This is a genomic window from Burkholderia sp. BCC0398 (assembly GCF_902833245.1).
GTDB classification, from domain to species: domain Bacteria; phylum Pseudomonadota; class Gammaproteobacteria; order Burkholderiales; family Burkholderiaceae; genus Burkholderia; species Burkholderia sola.
Genome location: NZ_CADFEM010000006.1, coordinates 85,475 through 108,420, shown reverse-complemented (window position 1 = coordinate 108,420; position 22,946 = coordinate 85,475). Strand labels below are relative to the sequence as shown.

Genomic DNA, 22,946 nt, shown 5'->3' with positions numbered 1-22,946 from the left:
ACCCAGGGAAGGAGCCCACAACAATGACGAAGCCGACCAACCATCTGCCCAAACGCGCACTCGTTGCCGCCGCATTCGTCGCGAGCGGCCTGTTCGCCGCCGCCGGCGCGCATGCCGAGTCGCTCGACGCGATCGTCAAGGCCGTCAAGTTCGACGACATCGCCGATATCGGCAAGCAGCTCAAGAGCGGCAAGCTCGACCCGAACACGCTCGCGCCGAACGGCGACCCGCTCCTCGTGATCGCCGCACGCGAGAAGTCCGACAAGGTCGCGGCGGCGATCGCCACGACGCCGAACGTCGATCTCGAGAAGGAAGACAAGGCCGGCGAAAACGCGCTGATGCTCGCGTCGCTGAACGGCGACCTCAACCTCGTCAAGCTGCTGATCGACAAGGGCGCGGAAGTGAGCAAGAAGGGCTGGGCGCCGCTGCACTACGCGGCGACCAACGGCCAGGACGCGGTCGTCAAGGTGCTGCTCGACCACGACGCGTACATCGACACCGCATCGCCGAACGGCACGACGCCGCTGATGATGGCCGCGCGCGGCAACCATGCGTCGACGGTCACGCTGCTGCTCGACCAGGGCGCCGATCCGCAGGTGAAGAACCAGCTCGGTATCACCGCGCTCGAGTTCGCGAAGCACTACAACGCGCCGGACGCGATCGAGATCCTGAGCAAGCGAACGACGCGTATCGGTGCGGCGACGCCGGCAGATGCTCAAAAGAGTGCAAAATAACGTTTTTTGGTGCGGCGGCGCGTGTCCGCCCGGCCGGCTTTCCGGCCGGAGCAGGGCGTCCGGCGCCGCACCGGCCAAGGCAGCAGGCGGTCTCCGGCCGCATTGACATAAGAAGGAACACCATGTTGCGCGCAATGTTTTGTGCCGCGGCGTTTGCCGTGCCGTTGTCGGCGGCGGCTTTCACGGGCGCGGATCTCGACCGGCTGTGCGCGAAGACGGACGTCAAGTCGCGGGCGTCGTGCGCGGCCTATATCGAAGGCGCCGCCGACGGCGTCTACAACACGATCGATGCGATCGGCGGCACCACGGGGCCGCGCGTCGGCCAGTACTTCTGCCTGCCGCCCGACATCCGGGCGCAACAGATGACGGACGCGGTACGCAAGTACATCGCGGAAAATCCGAAGCTGGCCGACTACAACGCGAGCACCGCGGTGTCGCTCGGTCTCGGCAAGGCGTTTCCCTGCAGGAGCGGCAACTGATCTGACGCCGTGTCCGGGCGCGTGCGTGGCCCGGACGTCGCCGACGCATCCAGGACGAAGCCTGTGCGCTTCATCACTCGAGGGCGCCGATGATTTCAATCGAGGAACTGCAGCGCATCGCCGATGCGCCGTTGCATTCGTGGCTCGGCACGCTGGGCGTGTCGGTCATCGTCATACTGGTCGTCACGGTCGTGCACCGCCTCGGCGCACGCATCGTCAAGCGCATCGCGCAGCCGTATCCGCTGATGAGCGCGATCCTGCGCTACATCGACAAGCCGTCGCTCGTCGTGCTGGCGCTGCTGGCGCTCGAATTCCTGTGGGTCCAGGCGGACGACGGCATATCGTTCGTGCGCGGCATGCGCACCGCGGCCGCGGTCGGCTCGATCGTGTCGCTCACGTGGCTGCTCGTGCGGCTCGCGGCCGGCGTCGGCGACGCGATCATCCAGGCCCATCCGATCGACACGGCCGACAACCTCCAGGCACGGCGCGTCCATACGCAGGCCAAGGTGCTCGTGCGGACCGTGATGGTGCTGATCGTGATCATCGGCACCGGCGCCGCGCTGATGACGTTCCCCAACGTACGGCAGGTCGGCGCGAGCCTGCTGGCATCGGCCGGCGTGGCCGGGCTGGTCGCCGGTATCGCCGCGCGGCCGGTGCTCGGCAACCTGATCGCCGGGTTGCAGATCGCGCTCACGCAGCCGATCCGGCTCGACGACGTGGTCGTGATCCAGGGCGAGTGGGGGCGCATCGAGGAAATCACCGGCTCGTTCGTGTCGGTGCGGCTGTGGGACCAGCGGCGCCTCGTCGTGCCGCTGCAGTGGATCATCGAGAACCCGTTCACGAACTGGACGCGCAGCAGCGCGGAAATCATCGGCACCGTGTATCTGTCGGTCGACTACCGCACGCCGCTCGCGCCGCTGCGCGAGGAACTCGCGCGGCTCGTCCATGCCGCGCCCGAGTGGGACGGCCGCGTGCAGGTGCTGCAGGTGACCGACGCGACGGAGCGCACGATGCAGTTGCGCGCGCTCGTCAGCGCGGCCGATTCGTCGTCGTGCTGGGATCTGCGCTGCCGCGTGCGCGAAGGGCTGATCGCCTATCTGCAGAACCGCTATCCGCAATGCCTGCCGCGCAGCCGGATGGAGCTGTATCCGCACGAATCGGCGCCGGCCGCGCCGAATCCCGAGCGGCCGCATGCGCGCTCGCCTGCCGCCAGTACCGCGGCCAACACCGCAGCCGATCCGCAGGCTGTCGACGGCCGCTGAACGCGGCCCGGCCTGCCATTTCCGCCCCCATTCCCATGACTGCGCTGAAGACGTTCGCCATCGCCAATTACCGCTCGCTGCGCGAGCTGATCGTGCCGCTCGCGGCGCTCAACGTCGTCACGGGACCGAACGGCAGCGGCAAGTCGAGCGTGTACCGCGCGCTGCGGCTGCTCGCCGATACCGCACAGGGTCGCGTGATCCCGTCGCTCGCGCGCGAAGGCGGCTTGCCGTCGACGCTGTGGGCCGGCCCCGAGCGCTTTTCGCGCGCGATGCTGGCGGGCGACGTGCCGGTGACGGGCACCGTGCGCAATGGCCCGGTGAGCCTGAAGCTCGGCTTCGCGTGCGACGATTTCGGCTATTCGATCGATCTCGGCCTGCCGCTGCCGAGCCGCTCGCAGTTCGCGCTCGATCCGGTGGTCAAGCGCGAATGCATCTGGGGCGGCGCGGTGCCGCGCCCGTCCACGCTGCTGGTCGACCGGCAGGGCGCGCAGATCCGTGCGCGCACCGCATCGGGCGACTGGCGGACGATTCCGCAGCCGGTCGCGAGCTTCGACAGCATGATGACCGAGTTCGCCGATCCGACCGGCGCGCCCGAGATGATCGCGATGCGCGAACGGATCCGCTCGTGGCGCTTCTACGACCATTTCCGGACCGATGCGCAGGCGCCAGCGCGCCAGTCGCACGTCGGCACCCATACGCCGGTGCTCGCGGACGACGGGGCCGACCTGGCCGCCGCGCTGCAGACGATTCGCGAAATCGGCGACGCGGCGGCGCTCGACGCGGCGATCGACGACGCGTTTCCCGGCGCGTCGGTCGAGATCGACAATCCGGGCGGCCGCGGCCGCTTCGACGTGCTGATGCGCCAGCCGGGGCTGCTGCGGCCGCTGGCGGCGGCCGAGCTGTCCGACGGCACGCTGCGCTACCTGCTGCTCGCGGCCGCGCTGCTGACGCCGCGGCCGCCTGCGTTGATGGTGCTGAACGAGCCGGAGACGAGCCTGCATCCCGATCTGCTGCCCGCGCTCGGCCGCCTGATCGCGCAGGCGGCCCGGCACTCGCAGGTGCTGGTCGTGTCGCACGCGGCGCGGCTCATCGCGACACTCGAGCGCGAGGCCGGCTGCGAATCGCTGGTGCTCGACAAGCAGCTCGGCGCGACCGCGCTTGTCGATGCCGATTCGCGCGACCTGCCGGCGTGGAAGTGGCCGTCGCGTTGACAGCCCGATCGCGTGCTCGGGGTGGCGATCGGCGCCCGGTGGCGCGGGATCGGCCCGACCGGGGCCCGACGCGGGGCGGCCGCGCCCGCTCGGTCGAATGTATCCGGTCTGTAACAACCCCCAAAAAATGCAAGACCTGCGGTTCCGCTCGTCGGGATCGCGAATAATAATGAGATATCCGGCTGGCCCCACGCCGGCCGGCGCGGCAGGGAGACGGATGGCGCGCGCGAGCGCGGCCCGGCCGGCCGTGCCGCAACGGACACGACACAGGAGACGTGGACCATGAGAATTGCCCAGATCGCCCCGCTGACCGAATCCGTGCCGCCGAAGCTGTACGGCGGCACGGAGCGCGTCGTGTCCTACATCACCGAGGCGCTCGTCGAGCTCGGCCACGACGTGACGCTGTTCGCGAGCGGCGATTCGACGACGCGGGCGAAACTCGAGCCCGTGTGGCCGCGCGCGCTGCGGCTCGATTCGTCGATCCGCGACCGCGTCGCGCCGCACATGCTGCTGATGGAGACGGTCGCGCGCCGCGCGAAGGATTTCGACGTGCTCCATTTCCACATGGACTACTACTCGTTCTCGGTCTTCAACCGGCAGGAAACGCCTTACGTGACGACGCTGCACGGCCGGCTCGACCTGCCCGAGCAGCAACCGGTGTTCGACACGTTCAACACGGCGCCGGTGATCTCGATTTCCAATTCGCAGCGCCAGCCGTTGCCGCAGGCGAAATGGCTGACGACCGTCTATCACGGGTTGCCCGATACGCTGTACATGCCGCAGCCGGTCGAGCCGCGCTATCTCGCGTTCCTCGGCCGCATCTCGCCGGAAAAACGCGTCGACACCGCGATCCGCATTGCCCGTCAGTGCGGGCTGCCGATCCGGATCGCCGCGAAGATCGACGCGGCCGACCAGGAATACTTCGACCGCGAGATCAAGCCGCTCTTCGCGTTGCCGCACGTCGAATACATCGGCGAGATCGCCGATCACGAGAAGGCCGAATTCCTGTCGGGCGCGCATGCGCTGCTGTTTCCGATCGACTGGCCTGAGCCGTTCGGCCTGGTGATGATCGAGGCGATGTCGTGCGGCACGCCGGTGATCGCGTTCAACCGCGGCGCGGTGCCCGAAGTGGTGGACGAGGGCGTATCGGGTTTCATCGTCGAGGATGAAATCAGCGCGGTGGCCGCCGTGAACCGGCTGCATCTGCTGCCGCGTGCGCGCGTGCGGCAGCGCTTCGAGGAGCGCTTCACGTCGCGCCGGATGGCGCAGCAGTACGTCGACGTGTACCAGTCGGTGATCCGCGCGCAGAAGCGCTCGCGCTTCAAGGTGATCGATTCGACGACCTGATCGGCCTGAGCAACCTGTCCGACCTGGCGCGCGTCGCGGGCGGATAAAAAAACGGCGATGCCCGCAAGGACATCGCCGTTTGCGCATACCCCGCGCGCCATGCGCGCGGGCAGTGCGTCGACGTCAGATCTTGAGCTTCGTGACCTTCGTGCCGTTGATCGACACGTCGCCCATCAGGCCCGCGTTGGTCAGCACGACGACCTGGATCGGCGCCGTGGCCGTGTTGGAGTCGACCGCACCGTTCGCGCCCATCTTCACGAGTGCGACCGATGCGCCGGCGCCGGCTGCCCAGCCGTCCGAGTTGCGGAATTCGTCGAGTGCCTGCTGCGTCATGAACAGGAACACGACCGCCTTCGACTGCGCGCCCGCCTGCAGGCCGACCGACAGCGACGACGTGTTGTAGTAGCCGACGGTGCTGCCGCCCACGCGCAGCGCGCCGTTGCCGGACTGGGCGCCGACGATGAAGCCGGCCTGCAGCACTTCGGGGAAGACCAGCACGCCGCGCGATTTCGCGACGAGCTCGCGCGAACCCTTGACGGTGGAGTACATGCGCGACAGCGTGGCGTCGACGCTCGCGTCGATCGACTGACGCTTCGACGCGTTGGTCGCGGCGTTGTCCGGCTTGTCCGGGGTGGTGGTGCAACCGGTGAGCGCGAGGCTACCGACGATGAGCGCGGCGGCGGCTTTGAGCACAAGAGTCCGTTTTTGCATCGTTGTTCTCCATCGGATGACGTTCGGAGTGAGTCTCGCTCAAGGAGCGGATCACGTCGGCAGTTATATCACAGCGGATTACGGCCTTTTTTCGTTGCCGTGTGAAAAAGCGTCAAATCGCGCGGGGATGTCGCGGCGCGCCAACGGACGAAACGACGCCGACGCGCGACGCGTGGCCCGCGCGTGGCCGGCGTGCGGCGAACGCGAGGGGCGAGCGGAGAGCGGCGGCGCTTGCGGTGTGCGTCGGTGTCAGTGCGTGACGGGCGGAACGGGCGGCTTGATCGGCGGGCGGCGCAGCGCGCGGCGGATCAGCGCGATCACGACGCCGCATGCGAACAGGAACGCGGCCGGGACGACCCAGTAGCCGACGAACGCATGCCACAGGTAACCGGCGAGCGTATTGCGGCGCACCACGTATTCGTCGCGGGCCGCCTGCTGGCGAGGCGCGTTGGCGGCGAGCACGTCGGCCGGGCAGCCGGCCGCGCGCGCTTCGTCAGGATCCCCGTGGCACTTCGCGGCGGCGCCGGCGGCCTGCTGCGCGTCGGTGAGCTGCCAGGTGGTCAGCGCGAGCTGCAGGTCCGCCTTGTTGTACGCCATTTCCTCGCGGATCTCGCGCACGGCGATGATCGCGACGGGCACCGCCCAGAACACGATCACGATCAGCCAGCGGCGGAACCAGCGGTGTTGTCTCCATGCCATCCAAGCCTCCGTTTGACGCGCGTGCGCGTCCGTCTCGAGGGCGGCCCGATGGCGCTTCTTGGTCTTGGGTGGGCCGCGTTGCAGCCATCATAGAAGAAAACGCGGCGAATTGCCGCACCATGTGACGGCACCGCGGCGGCAGGCCGGAAAAACAGGGCGGAAAGAACGGGAATGCGTGCGTCGATGCGCGTGCAACGAATATAAAAATGCCGCGCCCGCCGAAGCGGGGCGCGGCATTCGAGACGGGAGCGCCGGAACTCAGGCGGCCGGCTGGTTGCTCAGGCAACTCTTCATGAACGCCTTGCGATCGTCGCCCTTCTTGCCGGTGGCCTGCGTGTTGCACGCCTTCATCTTTTCCTGCTGCGTCATCGCCTTCGCGGGCTTCGTCGACAGGCAGTCCTTCATGAACGCCTTGCGTTCATCGCCCGTCTTGCCGGCTGCCTGCGTGTTACAGGCCTTCATCTTGTCCTGCTGGCTGTTCGCCGCGAATGCGGGGGAAGCCAGCATGCCGCCGAGAAGCACTGCGGCTACGAGCGATTGGATTTTCATTTCGACACTCCCATGGGGTGAATTGCGTTTTATATCGACGCCGTCACGAAGCCCGGCGCGACGTGAACAGGGTCGCATCGCGCCGCGCGCTCCGATTATGGCAAATCAATGTGAAAACACCAAAACGGCCTTTCTATAACGCGGGGGGCGGCATGGCCGTTGACGGCGCGCACGCGCCGGCGATCGGGACAAACCATGACACGGGGCGCGCGCAGCGCGCGTTCGCGCCGGACCTACCGGATGCCGGGCGCGAGCCATTACAATCGCGGCCATGAATACACCGAACACCGCATCCTCTTCGTCCGCGGCGGCGCTGCCGCGCGTCGCCGTACTCGCCACCGGCGGCACCATCGCCGGCGCCGCGCCCGACGCGGCCAGCACGGCTGGCTATCAGGCCGGCGCGCTCGGCGTCAATTTCCTCGTCGACGCCGTGCCGGCGCTCGCGTCGGTCGCACGCATCGACGCGGAGCAGGTCGCCAGCATCGACAGCAAGGATCTCGCGCTGCCGCTATGGAATACGCTCGCCGCGCGGATCGACGCGCTGATGGCCGATCCGGCCATCGACGGCATCGCGATCACCCACGGCACCGATACGCTCGAGGAAACCGCGTACGCGCTGCATCTGGTCGTCCGGGGCGACAAGCCGGTCGTGCTGACGGCCGCGATGCGGCCGGCCACCGCGCTGTCGTCCGACGGCCCGCTGAACCTGTTGAACGCGGTGACCGTGGCCGCCCATCCGGCCGCGCGCGGGCAGGGCGTGCTGGTCGCGTTCAACAACCGGATCCATGGCGCGCGCGACGTCGTGAAGACGAGCACGTACGCGGTCGACGCGTTCCAGTCACCGGAGCTCGGTGCGCTCGGCTGGGTGCAGGACGGCCGCGTCGAATTCGCCCGCCGGGTCACGCGCACGCGCGACGCGCAACTGGCGATCGCCGCGACCTGGCCGCCGGTCGAAGTCGTCGCGAGCTATGCGGGCGTGACGCGCACGGCCGTCGACGCGCTCGTCGCGGCCGGCGTGCGCGGCCTCGTCGTCGCGGGCACCGGCAACGGGTCGATCCATGCGACGCTGCAGACGGCGCTCGCCGATGCGGTGAACGCGGGCGTGGCCGTGGTCCGTGCGTCGCGCGTCGGTTCGGGGCACGTGATGCGCAACGGCGCCGCGAGCGACGATGCGCTCGGTTTCGTGAGCGCGGGCTCGCTGCACCCGTTCAAGGCGCGTGTGCTGCTGATGCTCGCACTCGCGAACGGCATTCGCGATCGCGACGCATTGCAACGCGTATTCGACACGCTGTGACCGATGGCCGCCGCTCGGGCGGCGCGTAGAAAGCATAAAAAATGGCAGGCCAATGAATAGCCTGCCATTTTTACGTCAGTGCTGCGCGAATGCTCAGGACTGCGGCGGAATCACGAGCTTCTGGCCCGGGTAGATCCGGTCCGGGCTTGACAGCATCGGCTTGTTCGCCTCGAAGATCGCCGGATATTTGTTCGCGTCGCCGTACACTTCCTTGGCGATCGCCGACAGCGTGTCGCCCGGCTTCACGTCGTGGTACCGCACTTCCGGATCGTCCGGCTGCAGATCGTCGTCGTTGACGCCCGCGACACCCTGCACGTTGCCGGCCGCGACCTTGACCTTCGCCTTCGTATCGAGATCGGCGACGCTGCCCGACAGCGTGACGGTGCGCGAGGCGCCGTCGAACGCGACGGTCAGGTTCGACGTGTCGAGACCTTGCGAGTTGATGTAATTCTTGATCGCATCGGCCGCGGTCTGGTTCGCGGCATTCGGATCTTCCGCTGCCTGTGCATCGGCGTGACCCAGCAGTTTTTCACCCGCCTCCTTGATAAACGAAAGAAGACCCATCGTTGCACTCCTTAGGTGGTTGAAAAGAAAACGCGCCGTGAAGTGGCGAAAAAAACACCGCGCTGGGTGCGGGCCCGGAAGGGGCGCGCAGGCGCGGCGGTTTTCTCGAAAGGCGTGGCGAAAGTGTAGGCGTTCATCGCGACGAATGCATGAAAAATCGCACGCTCGAACGTAAAGAAATGTAATACGCGAAATCCGACAGGCGGACACCCGACGACGACGTCTGACCGACCAAGGCTTCCCCGGCGCCGCCGGGTGCCGCTGCGGACCCCACCACGCCGCTCTCAGCCCAGAGCGGCGTTTTTCGCCCCGTCCCGCATGCCGTTGGCGATGCAGGGCGGGGCGCCCCACCGTGATGCGCGCGTGCGTCGCGCATCGATGCGACCGGCCGTAACCGGATCGCGTCTGTTCGTGACACGCGTTTCACCATTGCAGCGAAACGCGCGTTGCTGCCTCCGCGTTACGCGGCCGGCGTCTGGCCGATCTCGAAGTTCGACATGATCTCCAGCGCGCGCACGAGTGCCGAGTGATCCCACGCCTTGCCGCCGTGCGACGCGCATACGCTGAACAGCTGCTGCGCGCTCGCGGTGTGCGGCAGCGCGAGGCCGAGCTTGCGTGCGCCATCGAGCGCGAGGTTCAGGTCCTTCTGGTGCAGCTCGATGCGGAAGCCCGGATCGAACGTGCGCTTGGTCATCCGCGCGCCGTGCACTTCGAGGATGCGCGACGCGGCGAAGCCGCCCATCAACGCCTGGCGCACGCGCTCCGGATCGGCGCCCGAGCGGGCGGCGAACAGCAGCGCTTCGCCGACCGCTTCGATGTTCAGCGCGACGATGATCTGGTTCGCGACCTTGCAGGTCTGACCCGCGCCGTTGTCGCCGACGAGCGTGATGTTCTTGCCCATCTTCTCGAACAGCGGCTTCGCGCGCTCGAACGCCTTTTCCGGCCCGCCGACCATGATCGTCAGCGTCGCTTCGCGTGCGCCGACTTCGCCGCCGGACACCGGCGCGTCGAGGTAGTCGCAGCCGAGCGCATTGATCTGCTTCGCGAATGCCTGCGTGTCGAGCGGCGAGATCGAGCTCATGTCGATCACGAGCTTGCCGGCCGTCAGGCCCTTCGCGACGCCGTCGTCGGCGAACAGCACGTTACGCACGTCGGGCGTGTCCGGCACCATCGCGATGATGATGTCCGCGTGCTGCGCGACTTCGGTCGAGTTCGCGACGACCTTCGCGCTGCCGCGCAGATCGTCCGGAATCGGGAACGCGCCGTTCACGACGAGCTGGTGATCGCCCTTGAGCAGGTTGCGCGCCATGTGCGCGCCCATGATGCCGAGGCCGATGAAACCGATGATTGCCATGTGAAAGTCTCCTCTGGGGCTGAAAACGGGAAGGGGGCGACTCAGGCGGCGCGACGCGCCGAGGCCGGTGCGCAGCCGGCCACGCTTTGCAGCCAGCCGAGGCCTTCCGTCGTGGTGGTGCGGGGCTTGTATTCGCAGCCGACGTAGCCGGCATAGCCGAGCCGGTCGAGCAGCGCGAACAGGAACGCATAGTTGATCTCGCCGGTGCCCGGCTCGTTGCGGCCCGGGTTGTCCGCGAGCTGGACGTGGCCGATCGATGCGAGGTTGCGTTCGATCGTCGCGGCCAGTTCGCCTTCCATGCGTTGCATGTGATAGATGTCGTACTGCAGGAACAGGTTGTCCGAGCCGACCGCGCGGATCACGTCGAGCCCTTCCGACGAGCGGTTCAGCGCGAAGCCCGGGATGTCGAAGCGGTTGCACGGCTCGACGAGCAGGCGGATGCCTTCGCGCTTGAGCGCATCGGCCGCGAAGCGCAGGTTGTCGACGATCGTCACGAAAGTCTTGTCGCGCGCGGTGCTCGCCGACGGAATGCCGACCAGGCAGTTCAGCTGCGGCACCTTCAGCGCCTTCGCGTAGCCGATCGCACGGCCGACCCCTTCCTGGAACTCGCCGACGCGATCGGGCAGGCACGCGATGCCGCGCTCGCCCTGATCCCAGTTGCCGGCGGGCAGGTTGTGCAGCACGAGGCGCAGGCGGTGCGACTCGAGCTGCTCGGCGAGTTCTTCTTTCGCGTACGGGTACGGGAACAGGAACTCGACGGCGTCGAAACCCGCGTCCGCGGCCGCCTTGAAACGGTCGAGGAACGGCACTTCGTTGAACAGCATGGTCAGGTTTGCAGCAAACTTCGGCATGAGCTAAGCCTCTTCGGTCGGTCAAAAATGTCGTGCGGTTCAGTCGAGCATCGAGATCGCGGTCGGCGCGTGCTCGGCCTTATCGGCGAGATCCTCGAATTCGTTGATCGCGTCGATTTCGGTGCCCATCGAGATGTTCGTCACGCGTTCGAGGATCACCTCGACGACCACCGGCACGCTGAACTTTTCCGCGAGCGTTTGCGCCTGGCGCAGCGCCGGCTCGATCTCTTCCGGCTTGAACACGCGCAGCGCCTTGCAGCCGAGGCCTTCCGCGACGGCCACGTGGTCGACGCCATACCCGTTCAGTTCCGGCGCGTTCACGTTGTCGAACGCGAGCTGCACGCAGTAGTCCATGTCGAACGCGCGCTGCGCCTGGCGGATCAGCCCGAGGTACGAGTTGTTCACGACGACGTGCACGTACGGCAGCTTGAATTGCGCACCGGCGGCGAGCTCCTCGATCATGAACTGGAAGTCGTAGTCGCCGGAGAGCGCGACGATCGGGCGGCTCGGGTCGGCCGCACGCACGCCGAGCGCGGCGGGGATCGTCCAGCCGAGCGGGCCGGCCTGGCCGCAGTTGATCCAGTTGCGCGCCTTGAACACGTGCAGGAACTGCGCGGCGGCGATCTGCGACAGGCCGATCGTGCTGACGTAGCAGGTATCGCGACCGAACACCTTGTTCATCTCTTCGTACACGCGCTGCGGCTTGACCGGCACGTTGTCGAAGTGCGTCTTGCGCTGCAGCGTGCGCTTGCGTGCCTGGCAGTCGGCGACCCACGCGCTGCGATCCTTCAGCTTGCCGGCGGCCTTCCATTCCTGCGCGACCGCGACGAACAGCTCGAGGGCGGCCTTCGCGTCGGACACGATGCCGAGATCCGGGCCGAACACGCGGCCGATCTGCGTCGGCTCGATGTCGACGTGCACGAACTTGCGGCCCTTCGTGTAGACCTCGACGCTGCCCGTGTGGCGGTTCGCCCAGCGGTTGCCGATGCCGAGCACGAAGTCGGACGCGAGCAGCGTCGCGTTGCCGTAGCGGTGCGACGTCTGCAGGCCGACCATGCCGGCCATCAGCGGGTGGTCGTCGGCAATCGCGCCCCACGACATCAGCGTCGGGATCACCGGCACGCCGATTGTTTCCGCGAACTGCACGAGCAGGTCTTCGGCCGCCGCGTTCAGCACGCCGCCACCCGACACGATCAGCGGCTTGTCCGCGTCGTTGAGCATCGCGAGCGCCTTCTCGATCTGCGCGCGGGTGGCCGCGGGCTTGTAGACCGGCAGCGGTTCGTACGTGTCGATGTCGAATTCGATTTCGGCGAGCTGCACGTCGATCGGCAGGTCGACCAGCACCGGGCCCGGACGGCCCGAGCGCATCAGGTGGAATGCCTGCTGGAACACGCGCGGCACGAGCGCCGGTTCGCGCACGGTGACCGCCCACTTCGTGACCGGCTTCGCGATCGATTCGATGTCAACGGCCTGGAAATCTTCCTTGTAGAGACGCGCGCGCGGCGCCTGGCCGGTGATCGCGAGGATCGGAATCGAGTCGGCCGATGCGGAGTAGAGGCCGGTGATCATGTCGGTGCCGGCGGGGCCCGACGTGCCGATGCACACGCCGATGTTGCCCGGCGCCGCCCGCGTGAAGCCTTCGGCCATGTGCGATGCGCCTTCGACGTGGCGCGCCAGCACGTGGCTGATGCCGCCCGACTTGCGCATGGCCGAGTAGAACGGGTTGATCGCGGCGCCCGGCACGCCGAACGCGGTCTGGATGCCTTCCTTCTCGAGCACGAGTACGGCTGCGTCGACGGCTCTCATCTTGGCCATGAATGTCTCCTTGGATAGTGGGATCTTGCGAATCGGTCTGTTGAGGACACTTTAGGGATGCAGGAAAGGTTTGATAAGATCAGCCGAAGTCGCTTATTTCGAAACTAAAAGTATGGAATGACGGCCGGACGGGGCTTCCCGCCGGTGTCGGAGCCGGGACGGAGACAGCAGATGGATCGTTTCAAGCAGATCGAGACGTTCGTGCGGGTGGCCGATGCCGGCAGCCTCGCGGCGGCCGCGCTCGAGGAGGGCGTGTCGCCGGTGGTGCTCGGGCGGCGGATCGACGCGCTGGAGAAGCGCCTCGGGGTGAAGCTGATGTACCGCTCGACGCGGCGGCTGGTGGTCAGCGAGGAGGGCGCCGCGTTCCTCGAGCGCTGCCGCGGGCTGCTGTCCGAATGGGATCAGGCCGAGAACGAGCTGGCCGCCGGGCGGCGCGCGGTCAGCGGGCACCTGATCGTGTCGGCGCCGGCCGCGTTCGGCCGCAAGCACGTCGCGCCGCACGCGCCGGGTTTTCTCGCCGACAAGCCGGAAATGCAGCTGTCGTTCAACCTGACCGACCGCGTCGTCGATCTCGTGCGCGAGGGCTATGACCTGTCGATCCGGATCGGCGGCGCGGTCGATCCGAACTTCGTCGCGGTGAAGCTCGCGTCGAACCGGCGCGTGGTGTGCGGCACGCCCGGGTATTTCCGCCAGCACGGCCGGCCGAAATCGCTCGATGACCTGCTGAAGCACAACTGCCTGGCCTTCAACCTGCAGGGCGGGCAGAACCGCGGCTGGTATTTCCAGCGCCACGGCAAGATCGCGACGATGCGCGTGACCGGCAATCTCGACTGCAACGACGGCGAGCTGCTGCATCGCTGGGTGGCCGAAGGGCTCGGGCTCGGCTGGCGCTCGACGTGGGAAATCGCCGCGCAGCTCGAAACGGGCGAACTCGAGACCGTGCTCGACGAGTACGCGCTGCCCGACTACGACATCCTCGCGGTCTACCCGCAGCAGCGCTACGTGCCGGCGCGCGTGCGCTATTTCATCGACTACCTGCGCGAAGCGTATGCGCGCCCCGGTTACTGGAGCACCACGCCGTAACGGGGCGGGCTGCCCGGCCGTCCGGCGATTTTTTACGCTTCATGCGCGCGGCGCGGGAATAAACTCGACGCAGCAGCGGTAAGGTCATCGAGCGCGCACGTTGCCGGTCTGTCCGGGCGCCGTGCGCGGAACGGGCGCGGCGTCGGCCGCCGGGACCAGGGAGGCCATGTGGGGCAAGCCGGACAGGCGGTCGATGAGCGGGCGGTGGACGATGCGCTCGCGCGCGGCGAGCGGTTTCGCGCGCTCGTGCTGCCGCATCTCGACGCCGCGTACAACCTCGCGCGCTGGCTGAGCGGCAGCGCCGGCGATGCGGACGACGTCGTGCAGGACGCGTGCATGCGCGCGCTGCGCTTCGTCGACTCGTGTCGCGGCGACAACGCGCGGCCGTGGCTGCTGACGATCGTGCGCCACACCTGGTACACCGAGTGGCGGCGGCGCACGCAGGCGCACGAGGTCGCGCTGCCCGACACGCTGGACGATGCCGACGTGCCCGACGACTGGCAGCCGGCGACGGAGGACCCGCTCGCGCAGCTGCTGCGCGGCGAGAACGTGCGGCTCGTGAACGCGGCGCTCGCGAAGCTGCCGCCGGAATACCGCGAGGTGCTCGTGCTGCGCGAGATGGAGGACCTGAGCTATCGCGAGATCGCGGCGATCGCGGACGTGCCGGTCGGCACGGTGATGTCGCGGCTCGCGCGCGGCCGGCGCAAGCTTGCCGCGCTGCTGGGCGAGGCACAGGCGCCGGCGACCGAAGGCCGGCCGGGCCGTGCGCCGGCTGGCGGAACCGCATCGGAGGCGATCGATGGACTGTAACGAAGCGCGAGCGTTGCTGGACGCGGACGTCGACCGCGAGCTGTCGGCGCCCGATGCGTTGCGGGTCCAGCAGCATGTCGAAGGGTGCGACGCATGCCGCCGCGAACGCGCACGGATCGTCACGCTGGTGCAGGCGGTGCGGCAGGCCGATTATCACCGTGCGCCGGACGCGCTGCGGGCGAGTATCCTCGCGAGCCTGCCGGCCGCGGCCGACGCGCCGGCCCGTGAGCCGTCGCGGGCCGCGCCCCGGCCTGAACGGCAGTCAGCGCCGCCCCGGCGGCCGCGCGGACGCGACTGGTTCGCCTGGCTGACCGGGCGGGCCGGGTCGGCCGGCACGGGCGCCGGGTCGCGCGTGGCCGCGTGGCCGGGCCTCGGCTGGGGCGTCGCGCTGCTGATGGCGGTCGCGGCGGCGGGCGGCGTGGCGTGGTCCGCCCGCCACGCGGACACCGACCGCACGGTCGACGAACTGGTCGCGAGCCACGTGCGGGCCGACCTGTCGGCGCGCGACATCGACGTGATCTCGACCGACCAGCACACGGTCAAGCCGTGGTTCAACGGCCGGCTCGACTATGCGCCGCCGGTCGAGAATCTCGCCACGGACGGTTTCGCGCTGGTCGGCGGCCGGCTCGACTACGTCGGGCGGCGTCGCGTCGCAGTGCTCGTCTACCGCCACCGGCAGCACGTGGTCGACGTCTACGTGCAGCCGGCCGGCGAACGGCCGGCGGCCCCGTACGCGACCGTGTCGCAGGGCTATGCGCTGGACCGCTGGAACGCGGCCGGCATGACGTGGTGGGCGGTGACCGACGCCGAGCCGTCGGCGCTCGCGGCGTTCCGGACGGCGCTCGACGCGCGGCTGGCCGGCGCGCCCGGCGAATGACCATGCCGTTATGGGGAGGTGCACTCTTGTTCCGACCCCGGCCGCGAAAGGGCGAAGGGCGCTCGCGGGCCCGCATACCCGTTCAAGTCTTTGAAAACACGGCCGAATCAGTCGGCGAATCGTCGATTGGCCTTGCATGCGCCCCGTAACCGGGTTAGAATCTTCGGCTTCTCACTTGCCACACCGGTTCAGACGCCCGGGTGGCTTTAATCCACAAGGAGTGTGTATGCGTCATTACGAAATCGTATTCATCGTGCACCCGGATCAAAGCGAGCAAGTGCCCGCGATGATCGAGCGCTACAAGTCCACGATCACGTCGCACGGCGGCCAGATCCACCGTGTCGAAGACTGGGGCCGTCGCCAGCTGGCCTACATGATCGAGAAACTCGCGAAGGCTCACTACGTCTGCATGAACATCGAGTGCGACCAGACGACGCTCGACGAACTCGAACACGCGTTCAAGTTCAACGACGCCGTGCTGCGTCACCTCATCGTCAAGATGAAGAAGGCCGAAACCGGCCCGTCGCCGATGATGAAGGAAGTTCAGCGCGAAGAAGCCAAGAAGGCGGCTGCCGCTCAGCCGGCCGAAGCGCAGGCTTAAGTTCGTCACTTATTAAGCCATCAAGGAGCGTGCCACTCACGTGAACAGGTTGCAATTGACGGCGAGCGTCGTCGAACGCGCACCGGTGCGATATACGCCGGCCGGTGTTCCGATCGCAAGCGCCACGTTGCATCACCGCACGGAAGTCGTCGAAGCAGGCATTCCCCGTCAGGTCGAAATGACGATCGAGGCGGTGGCGGCCGGTGAGGCGAGCGGCAAGCTGGAAAGTCGTGAAATGGGCGTCGAAACGCTGTTCACGGGCTTCCTGGCCAAGAAAAGCCGCAACGCGAGAACCTTGGTGTTTCACATCACTGCATTGCAGGACACAGGAAAGGACTGAAATCATGGCCCGCCCGACTGGTAAGAAATTCGACAAGCGTCGTCAGCAACAAAACCCGCTCTTCAAGCGCAAGAAGTTCTGCCGTTTCACGGCTGCCGGCGTCGAGCAGATCGACTACAAGGACACGGAAACGCTGAAGGACTTCATCGGCGAAAACGGCAAGATCACGCCGGCTCGCCTGACGGGTACGAAGGCCCACTATCAGCGTCAGCTGGATACGGCAATCAAGCGTGCGCGTTTCCTCGCGCTGCTGCCGTACACCGATCAGCACAAGGCGTAATCAGGCGACGCAATAAGGAGAATTCGAATGCAAATCATTCTGTTGGAAAAAGTCGCCAATCTGGGCAACCTCGGCGACATCGTCAAGGTCAAGGACGGTTACGCTCGCAACTTCCTGATCCCGAACCGCAAGGCTCGCCGTGCAACGAAGGAAGCGATCGCCGAATTCGAAGTGCGCCGCGCTGAACTCGAAAAGATCGCCGCTGAAAAGCTGGCGGCATCGCAGGCAGTCGGCGAGAAGCTGAACGGCCAGTCGTTCGAAATCACGCAGAAGTCGGGCGTCGACGGCCGTCTGTTCGGCTCGGTCACGAACGGCGACGTCGCGGAACTGCTGAAGAAGGCCGGCTACGAAGTCGAGAAGCTGCAAGTTCGCATGCCGGAAGGCCCGCTGAAGATGATCGGCGAGCACAACGTGCAAGTCGCGCTGCATACGGACGTCGTCGTCGACGTCACGATCAACGTGATCGGCGACCACGCGTAAGCGTAGACGCAAGCTTGCCGGGCGGCTTCCGCCGTCCGGACAAGGGCAGGCGCCCGGGTAACCGGGGCCTGCCTTTTTTATTGCCTGCTCGCCGGCAAGCGGTGGTAGCGCTGCCGCCATCTATTCGCGATAATCCCAACCCATGAACGCGCCGCAAGATCCCCAAATCGAATCGCTGAAAGTCCCGCCGCATTCGGTGGAAGCCGAGCAGTCGGTGCTCGGCGGCCTGTTGCTCGACAACGCGGCATGGGACCGGATTGCCGACTTCCTGTCGCAGGGCGACTTCTACCGCTACGACCACCGGATCATCTACGAGCACATCGGCCGCCTGATCGCGTCGACGCGCCCGGCCGACGTCGTGACCGTGTACGAAGCGCTGACCACGTCCGGCAAGGCCGACGACGTCGGCGGGCTCGCATACCTGAACGCCCTCGCGCAGAACACGCCGAGCGCGGCGAACATCCGCCGCTATGCGGAAATCGTGCGCGACCGCGCGGTGCTGCGCCGGCTCGTGTCGGTCGCCGACGAGATCTCGGCCGACGCATTCAATCCGCAGGGCAAGGAAGTCCGCCAGCTGCTCGACGAGGCCGAATCGAAGGTGTTCTCGATCGCCGAAGAGGGCGCGCGCGGCAACCAGGGCTTCCTCGAGATCGGCCCGCTGCTCACGCAGGTGGTCGAGCGCATCGACACGCTGTACCACACCGCGAACCCGAGCGACGTCACCGGCACGCCGACCGGCTTCGTCGACCTCGACCGGATGACGTCGGGGATGCATGGCGGCGAGCTGATCATCGTGGCGGGGCGCCCGTCGATGGGTAAGGCGCAGCCGCTCGATGCGCGCGTCAGGACGTTGACGGGCTGGAAGCCGATGGGCGAGCTGGCGGTCGGTGATGCACTTGCTTCGGTCGACGGGGCTCCATCGATCGTGACCGGCATCTACCCGCAGGGCGAACGCCAGGTGTATCGGGTCCGCTTTTCGGATGGGCGTTCGGCGGAATGCTGCGACGAGCACCTGTGGTGCGTCCATTTCCGCGAGTGGGAAAAGCCCCGTGTGCTGTCGACCGCGGAGATTCGCACGTTGCTGACGCGCGAACGCTACCGGAACCGGTTGTGGATCGACATGCCGAGCGGCGAGTTTGGTCATCGCGAGGCGCTGCCGGTTGACCCATGGGTACTCGGCGCGCTGCTGGGCGACGGTGCGCTCGGCGGGACCGCCGTGCGTTTCAGCGTGAAGGCCGAGGAAACGTTGAACCGGATGCGCGAGCGTGTCGATGCGTCGCTCGAACTTGAATACGCGGGCCAGTACGACTGGCGCATCAAACGCCGGCCGTCGACGGCCACCGTGGCCCGGCCGTCCGCCAACCCGCTCAAGGCTGCGCTCGAGCAACTCGGTGTGTGGGGGAGGACGAGTTACGACAAGTTCATCCCGCGTCTCTACCTCGATGCGGACAAGGACGCGCGGCTGGATGTGTTGCGCGGGTTGCTCGACACGGACGGCTGGGTCGAATCGTGGGGTACGGTGCGTTATTCGACCGCCAGTGCGCAGTTGGCGAGCGACGTGCGCGAACTGGCGCGTTCGCTCGGCGCGTGGTGCCAGGTTGCCGAAAAGGCGACGAGCTTCACGGTCGACGGTGAACGCAAGGCCGGTGCGACGGCTTATATTTGCACGATCAGTCACCCGGATCCGCAGAGCCTGTTCCTGTTCGAGGGCAAGCGCGAGCGGCTAATGGCCGGGCGGACGCGCCGCAAGCTGCCGGTAATTATGGGTATCGAGCCGTCGCGCCGGACCGCCACGCAGTGCATCTCGGTTTCGCATCCGTCTCGGCTGTACGTGACCGACGATTACGTCGTCACGCACAACACGGCCTTCTCGATGAACATCGGCGAATACGTCGCGGTCGAGTACGGGTTGCCGGTCGCGGTGTTCTCGATGGAAATGCCGGGCACCCAGCTCGTGATGCGTATGCTCGGCTCGATCGGCCGGCTCGACCAGCACCGGATGCGTACCGGCCGCCTGACGGACGAGGACTGGCCGAAGCTGACGCACGCGGTGCAGAAGATGAGCGAGGCGCAGCTCTTCATCGACGAGACGGGCGGCTTGAACCCGATGGAGCTGCGCTCGCGCGCGCGGCGCCTCGCACGTCAGTGCGGCAAGCTCGGCCTGATCATCGTCGACTACCTGCAGCTGATGTCGGGTTCGTCGCAGGGCGAGAACCGCGCGACCGAAATTTCGGAAATCTCGCGTTCGCTGAAGAGTCTCGCGAAGGAGCTCGACGTGCCGGTGATCGCGCTGTCGCAGCTGAACCGCGGCCTCGAACAGCGCCCGAACAAGCGTCCGGTGATGTCGGATTTGCGCGAATCGGGCGCAATCGAACAGGACGCGGACGTGATCCTGTTCATTTATCGCGATGAGGTCTACAATCCGGACAGCCCCGACAAGGGGACGGCCGAAATCATCATTGGCAAGCAGCGTAACGGCCCGATCGGGCCTGTTCGGCTCACGTTCCTGGGGCAATACACGAAGTTCGACAATTTTGCCGGGGCGCAGACCTTCTACGGCGAGTAAAGCCGGTTGTAAACACCTATTTCGCCAATTGTTGTATCCAATCCCGGCGTGCGCATATGCGCACGTCGCGTCGGGACCGAAACCGGTACAATGTCGCCCGTTTTCGTGACAGTAGTTTGACAATCTCTCAGGAATCCCATGTTCGGTCGATTCATGCCCACCGAGGGCAAGTTCTTTGAACTCTTCAACGCGCACGCGAAGCACATCGTTTCCGGTGGCCGCGAACTCGAACTGCTGATCGACAATCTCGCCGACGCCGAGATTCACAAGCAAAACGTGCAAATCGCCGAGAAGGCCGCCGACAAGCTCACGCACGAGGCGATCGATCTGCTGCACAAGACCTTCATCACGCCGCTCGATCGCGACGAGATCCACAAGCTGATCACGACGATGGACGACATCCTCGACCTGATGGAGGACGTCGCGACGGCCGTGTCGCTGTACGACGTGCAGTCCGTCACGTCCGAGGCGAGCCAGCTCGCGCACATCGTCACGCAGTCGGCGCAACACGTGCAGCAGGCCGTCGGCTTGCTGTCCGACATGAAGCAGTCTGCACAGATCCTCAAGCAATGCGAGGAAATCGACCGCTGGGAGTCGGAGGCCGACCGCGTGCTGCGCGCGGCGATGTCGAAGCTGTTCCGCGAGGAAGACGACGTGAAGACGCTCATCAAGCTGAAGGCGATCTACGAGCTGCTCGAAGAGATCACCGACAAGTGCGAGGACGTCGCGAACATCATCGAAGGCATCGTGCTGGAAAACGCCTGAGCGGACCACGATGCATTCGATACAACTCGCCCTATGGATGGTCGCGACGCTGGTGCTCGTCGCGCTCGTATTCGACTTCATGAACGGCTTTCACGACGCGGCGAACTCGATCGCCACCGTCGTGTCGACCGGCGTGCTGAAGCCCCAGCAGGCCGTGGTGTTCGCGGCCGCGTTCAACGTGATCGCGTATTTCATCTTCCACCTGAAAGTCGCGCAGACCGTCGGTAAAGGCACGATCGATCCCGAGATCGTCGACCATTACGTCGTGTTCGGCGCGCTGGTCGGTGCGATCGGCTGGAACGTGATTACCTGGTATTACGGGATTCCGTCGAGTTCGTCGCACGCGCTGATCGGCGGCCTCGTCGGCGCGGCGCTCGCGAAGTCCGGCTGGGGTGCGCTGAACGTCGACGGTCTGCTGAAGACGATCGCGTTCATCTTCATTTCGCCGCTGCTCGGGTTCATCCTCGGTTCGCTGTTCATGCTCGGCGTGTCGTGGTTGTATTTCCGTACCGCGCCCAGCAAGGTCGACCGGCGCTTCCGCCGGCTGCAGCTGCTGTCGGCCGGCCTGTACAGCCTGGGCCACGGCGGCAACGACGCGCAGAAGACGATCGGTATCATCTGGATGCTGCTGATCGCGAGCGGCTACGCGTCGGCGACCGCCGATGCGCCGCCGGCGTGGGTGATCGGCGCGTGCTACCTGTCGATGGGTCTCGGCACGCTGTTCGGCGGCTGGCGCATCGTGCGCACGATGGGCCAGAAGATCACGAAACTCAAGCCGGTCGGCGGCTTCTGCGCGGAAAGCGGTGGCGCGATCACGCTGTTCGTCGCGTCGTTCCTCGGCATTCCGGTGTCGACCACGCACACGATTACCGGCGCGATCGTCGGTGTCGGCGCCACGCAGAAGTTGTCGGCCGTGCGCTGGGGCGTCGCCGGCAATATCGTGTGGGCGTGGGTGCTGACGCTGCCGGCAGCCGCGCTGTTTGCGGCCGGCGGGTGGTGGCTCGGGCATCAGATCTTCTGATCGCCGACACGCCCGGATCGACATGAAAAATGCGCCGCAAGCCGAAAGGCTGCGGCGCATTTCTTTTGGGGTGGCCAAAGCGTGCTGCGGCGCGGGTGGGGCGGCCGACAATACCTTCGACGTCACCGCCGCTCGGCAAGAACGAGCGGTCAGTAACTGCCGTTCGCGAATCGCGCGATCGGATCGTCAGCCGTACTCGTGCGCGGACTGACGGGCGCGGATTGCGTCGACGCACGCCATACCTGCACGGGCGCGGGCTCGATATTGCGTGGGGGCGCCGACGCGGCGGCGGGCGGCGGTTCGGCATCGAACGCGGCGGCCTGGGCGGCCGTCAGCGCGGTCGTCGGAATCTGCGTGCCGACTTCCGCCGGCGCGGCCGGTGCGGCGTTGGCCGTCGTCGCGGCCGCATCGTCATTTACCGACGTGGCCTGCTGCCGGGCCACCTGCATCCGCGGTGGCGGCGGCTCGTACGGGTCGGCGGCCTGGGCTGCCGGTGCAACTGCGGCAGCCGTCACGACCGGCGTGCTCGGAACGGTCGGAGCGGGAGCCGGCACCTGCGTCGCTCTCGCTTGCGACGACGCAGTCGCGGGCTGCCGCGACGCGGCGGCAGCCGTCACGACCACCGGCGCGACCGCGACAGCCGGCGGATTGCGCGGCTCGTCGCGCTTGGCCTCGTAGGTCGGCGCATCGAACGGCGTCGGGGCCGAGCGCGGCGGCGCGACGCGGCGAATGCCGTCGAATCGCTTGGCCCAGTACGGGTTCGTCAGATAGTCGAGCCGCACGGTGCCGCCCGTCGACGGCGCATTGACGAAGCGCAGCTTGCCGACATAGATGCCGACGTGCGAATGCGGCCGTCCGGTCGTGTTGAAGAAAATCAGGTCGCCCGGCGCGATCTCGTCGGGCTCGATCGACACGCCGCGACCGCTCATGTCGGCGGTCGTGCGCGGCAGGTTCACGTCGGCCGCGCGGCCGATCACGTAGCGCACGAGCCCGCTGCAGTCGAAGCCGCTCGTCGGCGTGTTGCCGCCCCAGCGATACGGGACGCCGACGAGGCTCATCGCCTGGATCGAGATTTCTTCCTGACCGACGCTGTGGTCGACGAATTTCGGGAAATTGGCGGGCGCCGGGAACGCACGCGGCGTCGTGATCTTCATGCCCGACGCGGAACGCGATGCCGACTGCGGCGGCACGCTGGAGCAGGCCGCAAGCAGGGAGACGACGGCGACGGGAACCCAGATTCGAAGCATGGCAAG

Annotated in this window: 24 protein-coding genes; 16 read left to right on the top strand and 8 right to left on the bottom strand. The window is 66.9% G+C overall.

The window, feature by feature from the left end; genetic code table 11:
* Positions 1-23: 23 nt before the first annotated feature.
* The 5 genes from HWX76_RS14905 to HWX76_RS14885 all read left to right on the top strand — a co-directional run bounded on the left by HWX76_RS14905 (position 24) and on the right by HWX76_RS14885 (position 5,033).
* Positions 24-734, top strand: coding sequence for an ankyrin repeat domain-containing protein (locus tag HWX76_RS14905; protein WP_089488508.1), 711 nt, complete (start codon positions 24-26; stop codon positions 732-734).
* A 122-nt stretch (positions 735-856) separates the two neighbouring features.
* On the top strand, positions 857-1,213 hold the full coding sequence (locus HWX76_RS14900; protein WP_006485939.1) for a Rap1a/Tai family immunity protein: 357 nt from the start codon (positions 857-859) through the stop codon (positions 1,211-1,213).
* 89 nt (positions 1,214-1,302) lie between these two features.
* Positions 1,303-2,475 (top strand): mechanosensitive ion channel domain-containing protein, encoded by a 1,173-nt coding sequence (locus HWX76_RS14895; RefSeq protein ID WP_176016000.1) that lies wholly within the window; start codon positions 1,303-1,305, stop codon positions 2,473-2,475.
* 35 nt (positions 2,476-2,510) lie between these two features.
* A complete protein-coding gene (locus HWX76_RS14890; RefSeq protein ID WP_050013252.1) occupies positions 2,511-3,686 on the top strand; it encodes an AAA family ATPase in 1,176 nt (391 codons plus the stop codon).
* A gap of 282 nt (positions 3,687-3,968) precedes the next feature.
* Entirely contained in the window at positions 3,969-5,033 is a 1,065-nt protein-coding gene (locus HWX76_RS14885; RefSeq protein WP_050013251.1) for a glycosyltransferase family 4 protein, read from the top strand.
* 123 nt (positions 5,034-5,156) lie between these two features.
* On the opposite strand, the gene HWX76_RS14880 is transcribed toward HWX76_RS14885, so the two are convergent.
* From HWX76_RS14880 to HWX76_RS14870, 3 genes are all read right to left on the bottom strand, one after another.
* A complete protein-coding gene (locus tag HWX76_RS14880; RefSeq protein ID WP_050013250.1) occupies positions 5,157-5,744 on the bottom strand; it encodes a YSC84-related protein in 588 nt (195 codons plus the stop codon).
* 249 nt (positions 5,745-5,993) lie between these two features.
* On the bottom strand, positions 5,994-6,443 hold the full coding sequence (locus HWX76_RS14875; RefSeq protein ID WP_012328676.1) for a membrane protein: 450 nt from the start codon (positions 6,441-6,443) through the stop codon (positions 5,994-5,996).
* Positions 6,444-6,701: 258 nt separating this feature from the next.
* The gene (locus HWX76_RS14870; protein ID WP_176015999.1) at positions 6,702-6,992 is read right to left on the bottom strand and encodes a PsiF family protein; all 291 of its coding nucleotides are present in this window, start codon (positions 6,990-6,992) and stop codon (positions 6,702-6,704) included.
* 271 nt (positions 6,993-7,263) lie between these two features.
* Between HWX76_RS14870 and HWX76_RS14865 the strand changes: the two genes are divergently transcribed.
* A complete protein-coding gene (locus HWX76_RS14865; RefSeq protein ID WP_176015998.1) occupies positions 7,264-8,286 on the top strand; it encodes an asparaginase in 1,023 nt (340 codons plus the stop codon).
* Positions 8,287-8,379: 93 nt separating this feature from the next.
* Here HWX76_RS14865 and lysM read toward each other — a convergent pair whose 3' ends face one another.
* The 4 genes from lysM to gcl all read right to left on the bottom strand — a co-directional run bounded on the left by lysM (position 8,380) and on the right by gcl (position 12,870).
* On the bottom strand, positions 8,380-8,850 hold the full coding sequence (gene lysM / locus HWX76_RS14860; protein WP_050013247.1) for a peptidoglycan-binding protein LysM: 471 nt from the start codon (positions 8,848-8,850) through the stop codon (positions 8,380-8,382).
* A gap of 460 nt (positions 8,851-9,310) precedes the next feature.
* Positions 9,311-10,204 (bottom strand): 2-hydroxy-3-oxopropionate reductase, encoded by an 894-nt coding sequence (locus tag HWX76_RS14855; RefSeq protein ID WP_050013246.1) that lies wholly within the window; start codon positions 10,202-10,204, stop codon positions 9,311-9,313.
* A 41-nt stretch (positions 10,205-10,245) separates the two neighbouring features.
* Positions 10,246-11,055, bottom strand: coding sequence for a hydroxypyruvate isomerase (gene hyi / locus HWX76_RS14850; protein ID WP_050013245.1), 810 nt, complete (start codon positions 11,053-11,055; stop codon positions 10,246-10,248).
* Between the two features lie 39 nt (positions 11,056-11,094).
* Positions 11,095-12,870, bottom strand: coding sequence for a glyoxylate carboligase (gene gcl, locus HWX76_RS14845; protein WP_176015997.1), 1,776 nt, complete (start codon positions 12,868-12,870; stop codon positions 11,095-11,097).
* Between the two features lie 171 nt (positions 12,871-13,041).
* Here gcl and HWX76_RS14840 point away from each other — a divergent pair, with 171 nt between their 5' ends.
* The 10 genes from HWX76_RS14840 to HWX76_RS14795 all read left to right on the top strand — a co-directional run bounded on the left by HWX76_RS14840 (position 13,042) and on the right by HWX76_RS14795 (position 21,693).
* A complete protein-coding gene (locus HWX76_RS14840; protein ID WP_050013243.1) occupies positions 13,042-13,953 on the top strand; it encodes a LysR family transcriptional regulator in 912 nt (303 codons plus the stop codon).
* Positions 13,954-14,121: 168 nt separating this feature from the next.
* Positions 14,122-14,763: an RNA polymerase sigma factor gene (locus HWX76_RS14835; RefSeq protein ID WP_050013242.1), complete on the top strand. Its 642-nt coding sequence runs from the start codon at positions 14,122-14,124 to the stop codon at positions 14,761-14,763.
* Positions 14,753-15,640 (top strand): zf-HC2 domain-containing protein, encoded by an 888-nt coding sequence (locus HWX76_RS14830; RefSeq protein ID WP_176015996.1) that lies wholly within the window; start codon positions 14,753-14,755, stop codon positions 15,638-15,640. The genes HWX76_RS14835 and HWX76_RS14830 overlap by 11 nt, the downstream gene beginning before the upstream one ends.
* A 226-nt stretch (positions 15,641-15,866) precedes the next feature.
* Positions 15,867-16,241: a 30S ribosomal protein S6 gene (gene rpsF, locus HWX76_RS14825; protein ID WP_006486255.1), complete on the top strand. Its 375-nt coding sequence runs from the start codon at positions 15,867-15,869 to the stop codon at positions 16,239-16,241.
* Between the two features lie 40 nt (positions 16,242-16,281).
* The gene (gene priB, locus HWX76_RS14820) at positions 16,282-16,581 is read left to right on the top strand and encodes a primosomal replication protein N (protein WP_011549649.1); all 300 of its coding nucleotides are present in this window, start codon (positions 16,282-16,284) and stop codon (positions 16,579-16,581) included.
* 4 nt (positions 16,582-16,585) lie between these two features.
* Positions 16,586-16,861, top strand: a complete 276-nt coding sequence (rpsR, locus tag HWX76_RS14815) for a 30S ribosomal protein S18 (RefSeq protein ID WP_004193360.1) — start codon at positions 16,586-16,588, stop codon at positions 16,859-16,861.
* A gap of 27 nt (positions 16,862-16,888) precedes the next feature.
* Positions 16,889-17,341, top strand: coding sequence for a 50S ribosomal protein L9 (gene rplI, locus HWX76_RS14810; RefSeq protein ID WP_006486256.1), 453 nt, complete (start codon positions 16,889-16,891; stop codon positions 17,339-17,341).
* Between the two features lie 142 nt (positions 17,342-17,483).
* Positions 17,484-19,907, top strand: a complete 2,424-nt coding sequence (gene dnaB, locus HWX76_RS14805; RefSeq protein ID WP_124630768.1) for a replicative DNA helicase — start codon at positions 17,484-17,486, stop codon at positions 19,905-19,907.
* Positions 19,908-20,045: 138 nt separating this feature from the next.
* A complete protein-coding gene (locus HWX76_RS14800) occupies positions 20,046-20,672 on the top strand; it encodes a DUF47 domain-containing protein (protein ID WP_006478627.1) in 627 nt (208 codons plus the stop codon).
* Positions 20,673-20,682: 10 nt separating this feature from the next.
* Positions 20,683-21,693: an inorganic phosphate transporter gene (locus HWX76_RS14795; RefSeq protein ID WP_050013240.1), complete on the top strand. Its 1,011-nt coding sequence runs from the start codon at positions 20,683-20,685 to the stop codon at positions 21,691-21,693.
* Between the two features lie 149 nt (positions 21,694-21,842).
* Here the strand turns inward: HWX76_RS14795 and HWX76_RS14790 are convergent, their stop codons facing one another.
* The gene (locus tag HWX76_RS14790; protein WP_050013239.1) at positions 21,843-22,940 is read right to left on the bottom strand and encodes a C40 family peptidase; all 1,098 of its coding nucleotides are present in this window, start codon (positions 22,938-22,940) and stop codon (positions 21,843-21,845) included.
* Positions 22,941-22,946 lie beyond the last annotated feature (6 nt).

Excerpts from the sequence above, each read along its gene's own strand:
- HWX76_RS14905 (WP_089488508.1), top strand. The coding sequence starts at position 24 with ATGACGAAGCCGACCAACCATCTGCCCAAACGCGCACTCGTTGCCGCC.
- HWX76_RS14900 (WP_006485939.1), top strand. The coding sequence starts at position 857 with ATGTTGCGCGCAATGTTTTGTGCCGCGGCGTTTGCCGTGCCGTTGTCG.
- HWX76_RS14895 (WP_176016000.1), top strand. The coding sequence starts at position 1,303 with ATGATTTCAATCGAGGAACTGCAGCGCATCGCCGATGCGCCGTTGCAT.
- HWX76_RS14890 (WP_050013252.1), top strand. The coding sequence starts at position 2,511 with ATGACTGCGCTGAAGACGTTCGCCATCGCCAATTACCGCTCGCTGCGC.
- HWX76_RS14885 (WP_050013251.1), top strand. The coding sequence starts at position 3,969 with ATGAGAATTGCCCAGATCGCCCCGCTGACCGAATCCGTGCCGCCGAAG.
- HWX76_RS14880 (WP_050013250.1), bottom strand. The coding sequence starts at position 5,744 with ATGCAAAAACGGACTCTTGTGCTCAAAGCCGCCGCCGCGCTCATCGTC.
- HWX76_RS14875 (WP_012328676.1), bottom strand. The coding sequence starts at position 6,443 with ATGGCATGGAGACAACACCGCTGGTTCCGCCGCTGGCTGATCGTGATC.
- HWX76_RS14870 (WP_176015999.1), bottom strand. The coding sequence starts at position 6,992 with ATGAAAATCCAATCGCTCGTAGCCGCAGTGCTTCTCGGCGGCATGCTG.
- HWX76_RS14865 (WP_176015998.1), top strand. The coding sequence starts at position 7,264 with ATGAATACACCGAACACCGCATCCTCTTCGTCCGCGGCGGCGCTGCCG.
- lysM (WP_050013247.1), bottom strand. The coding sequence starts at position 8,850 with ATGGGTCTTCTTTCGTTTATCAAGGAGGCGGGTGAAAAACTGCTGGGT.
- HWX76_RS14855 (WP_050013246.1), bottom strand. The coding sequence starts at position 10,204 with ATGGCAATCATCGGTTTCATCGGCCTCGGCATCATGGGCGCGCACATG.
- hyi (WP_050013245.1), bottom strand. The coding sequence starts at position 11,055 with ATGCCGAAGTTTGCTGCAAACCTGACCATGCTGTTCAACGAAGTGCCG.
- gcl (WP_176015997.1), bottom strand. The coding sequence starts at position 12,870 with ATGGCCAAGATGAGAGCCGTCGACGCAGCCGTACTCGTGCTCGAGAAG.
- HWX76_RS14840 (WP_050013243.1), top strand. The coding sequence starts at position 13,042 with ATGGATCGTTTCAAGCAGATCGAGACGTTCGTGCGGGTGGCCGATGCC.
- HWX76_RS14830 (WP_176015996.1), top strand. The coding sequence starts at position 14,753 with ATGGACTGTAACGAAGCGCGAGCGTTGCTGGACGCGGACGTCGACCGC.
- rpsF (WP_006486255.1), top strand. The coding sequence starts at position 15,867 with ATGCGTCATTACGAAATCGTATTCATCGTGCACCCGGATCAAAGCGAG.
- rpsR (WP_004193360.1), top strand. The coding sequence starts at position 16,586 with ATGGCCCGCCCGACTGGTAAGAAATTCGACAAGCGTCGTCAGCAACAA.
- rplI (WP_006486256.1), top strand. The coding sequence starts at position 16,889 with ATGCAAATCATTCTGTTGGAAAAAGTCGCCAATCTGGGCAACCTCGGC.
- dnaB (WP_124630768.1), top strand. The coding sequence starts at position 17,484 with ATGAACGCGCCGCAAGATCCCCAAATCGAATCGCTGAAAGTCCCGCCG.
- HWX76_RS14800 (WP_006478627.1), top strand. The coding sequence starts at position 20,046 with ATGTTCGGTCGATTCATGCCCACCGAGGGCAAGTTCTTTGAACTCTTC.
- HWX76_RS14795 (WP_050013240.1), top strand. The coding sequence starts at position 20,683 with ATGCATTCGATACAACTCGCCCTATGGATGGTCGCGACGCTGGTGCTC.
- HWX76_RS14790 (WP_050013239.1), bottom strand. The coding sequence starts at position 22,940 with ATGCTTCGAATCTGGGTTCCCGTCGCCGTCGTCTCCCTGCTTGCGGCC.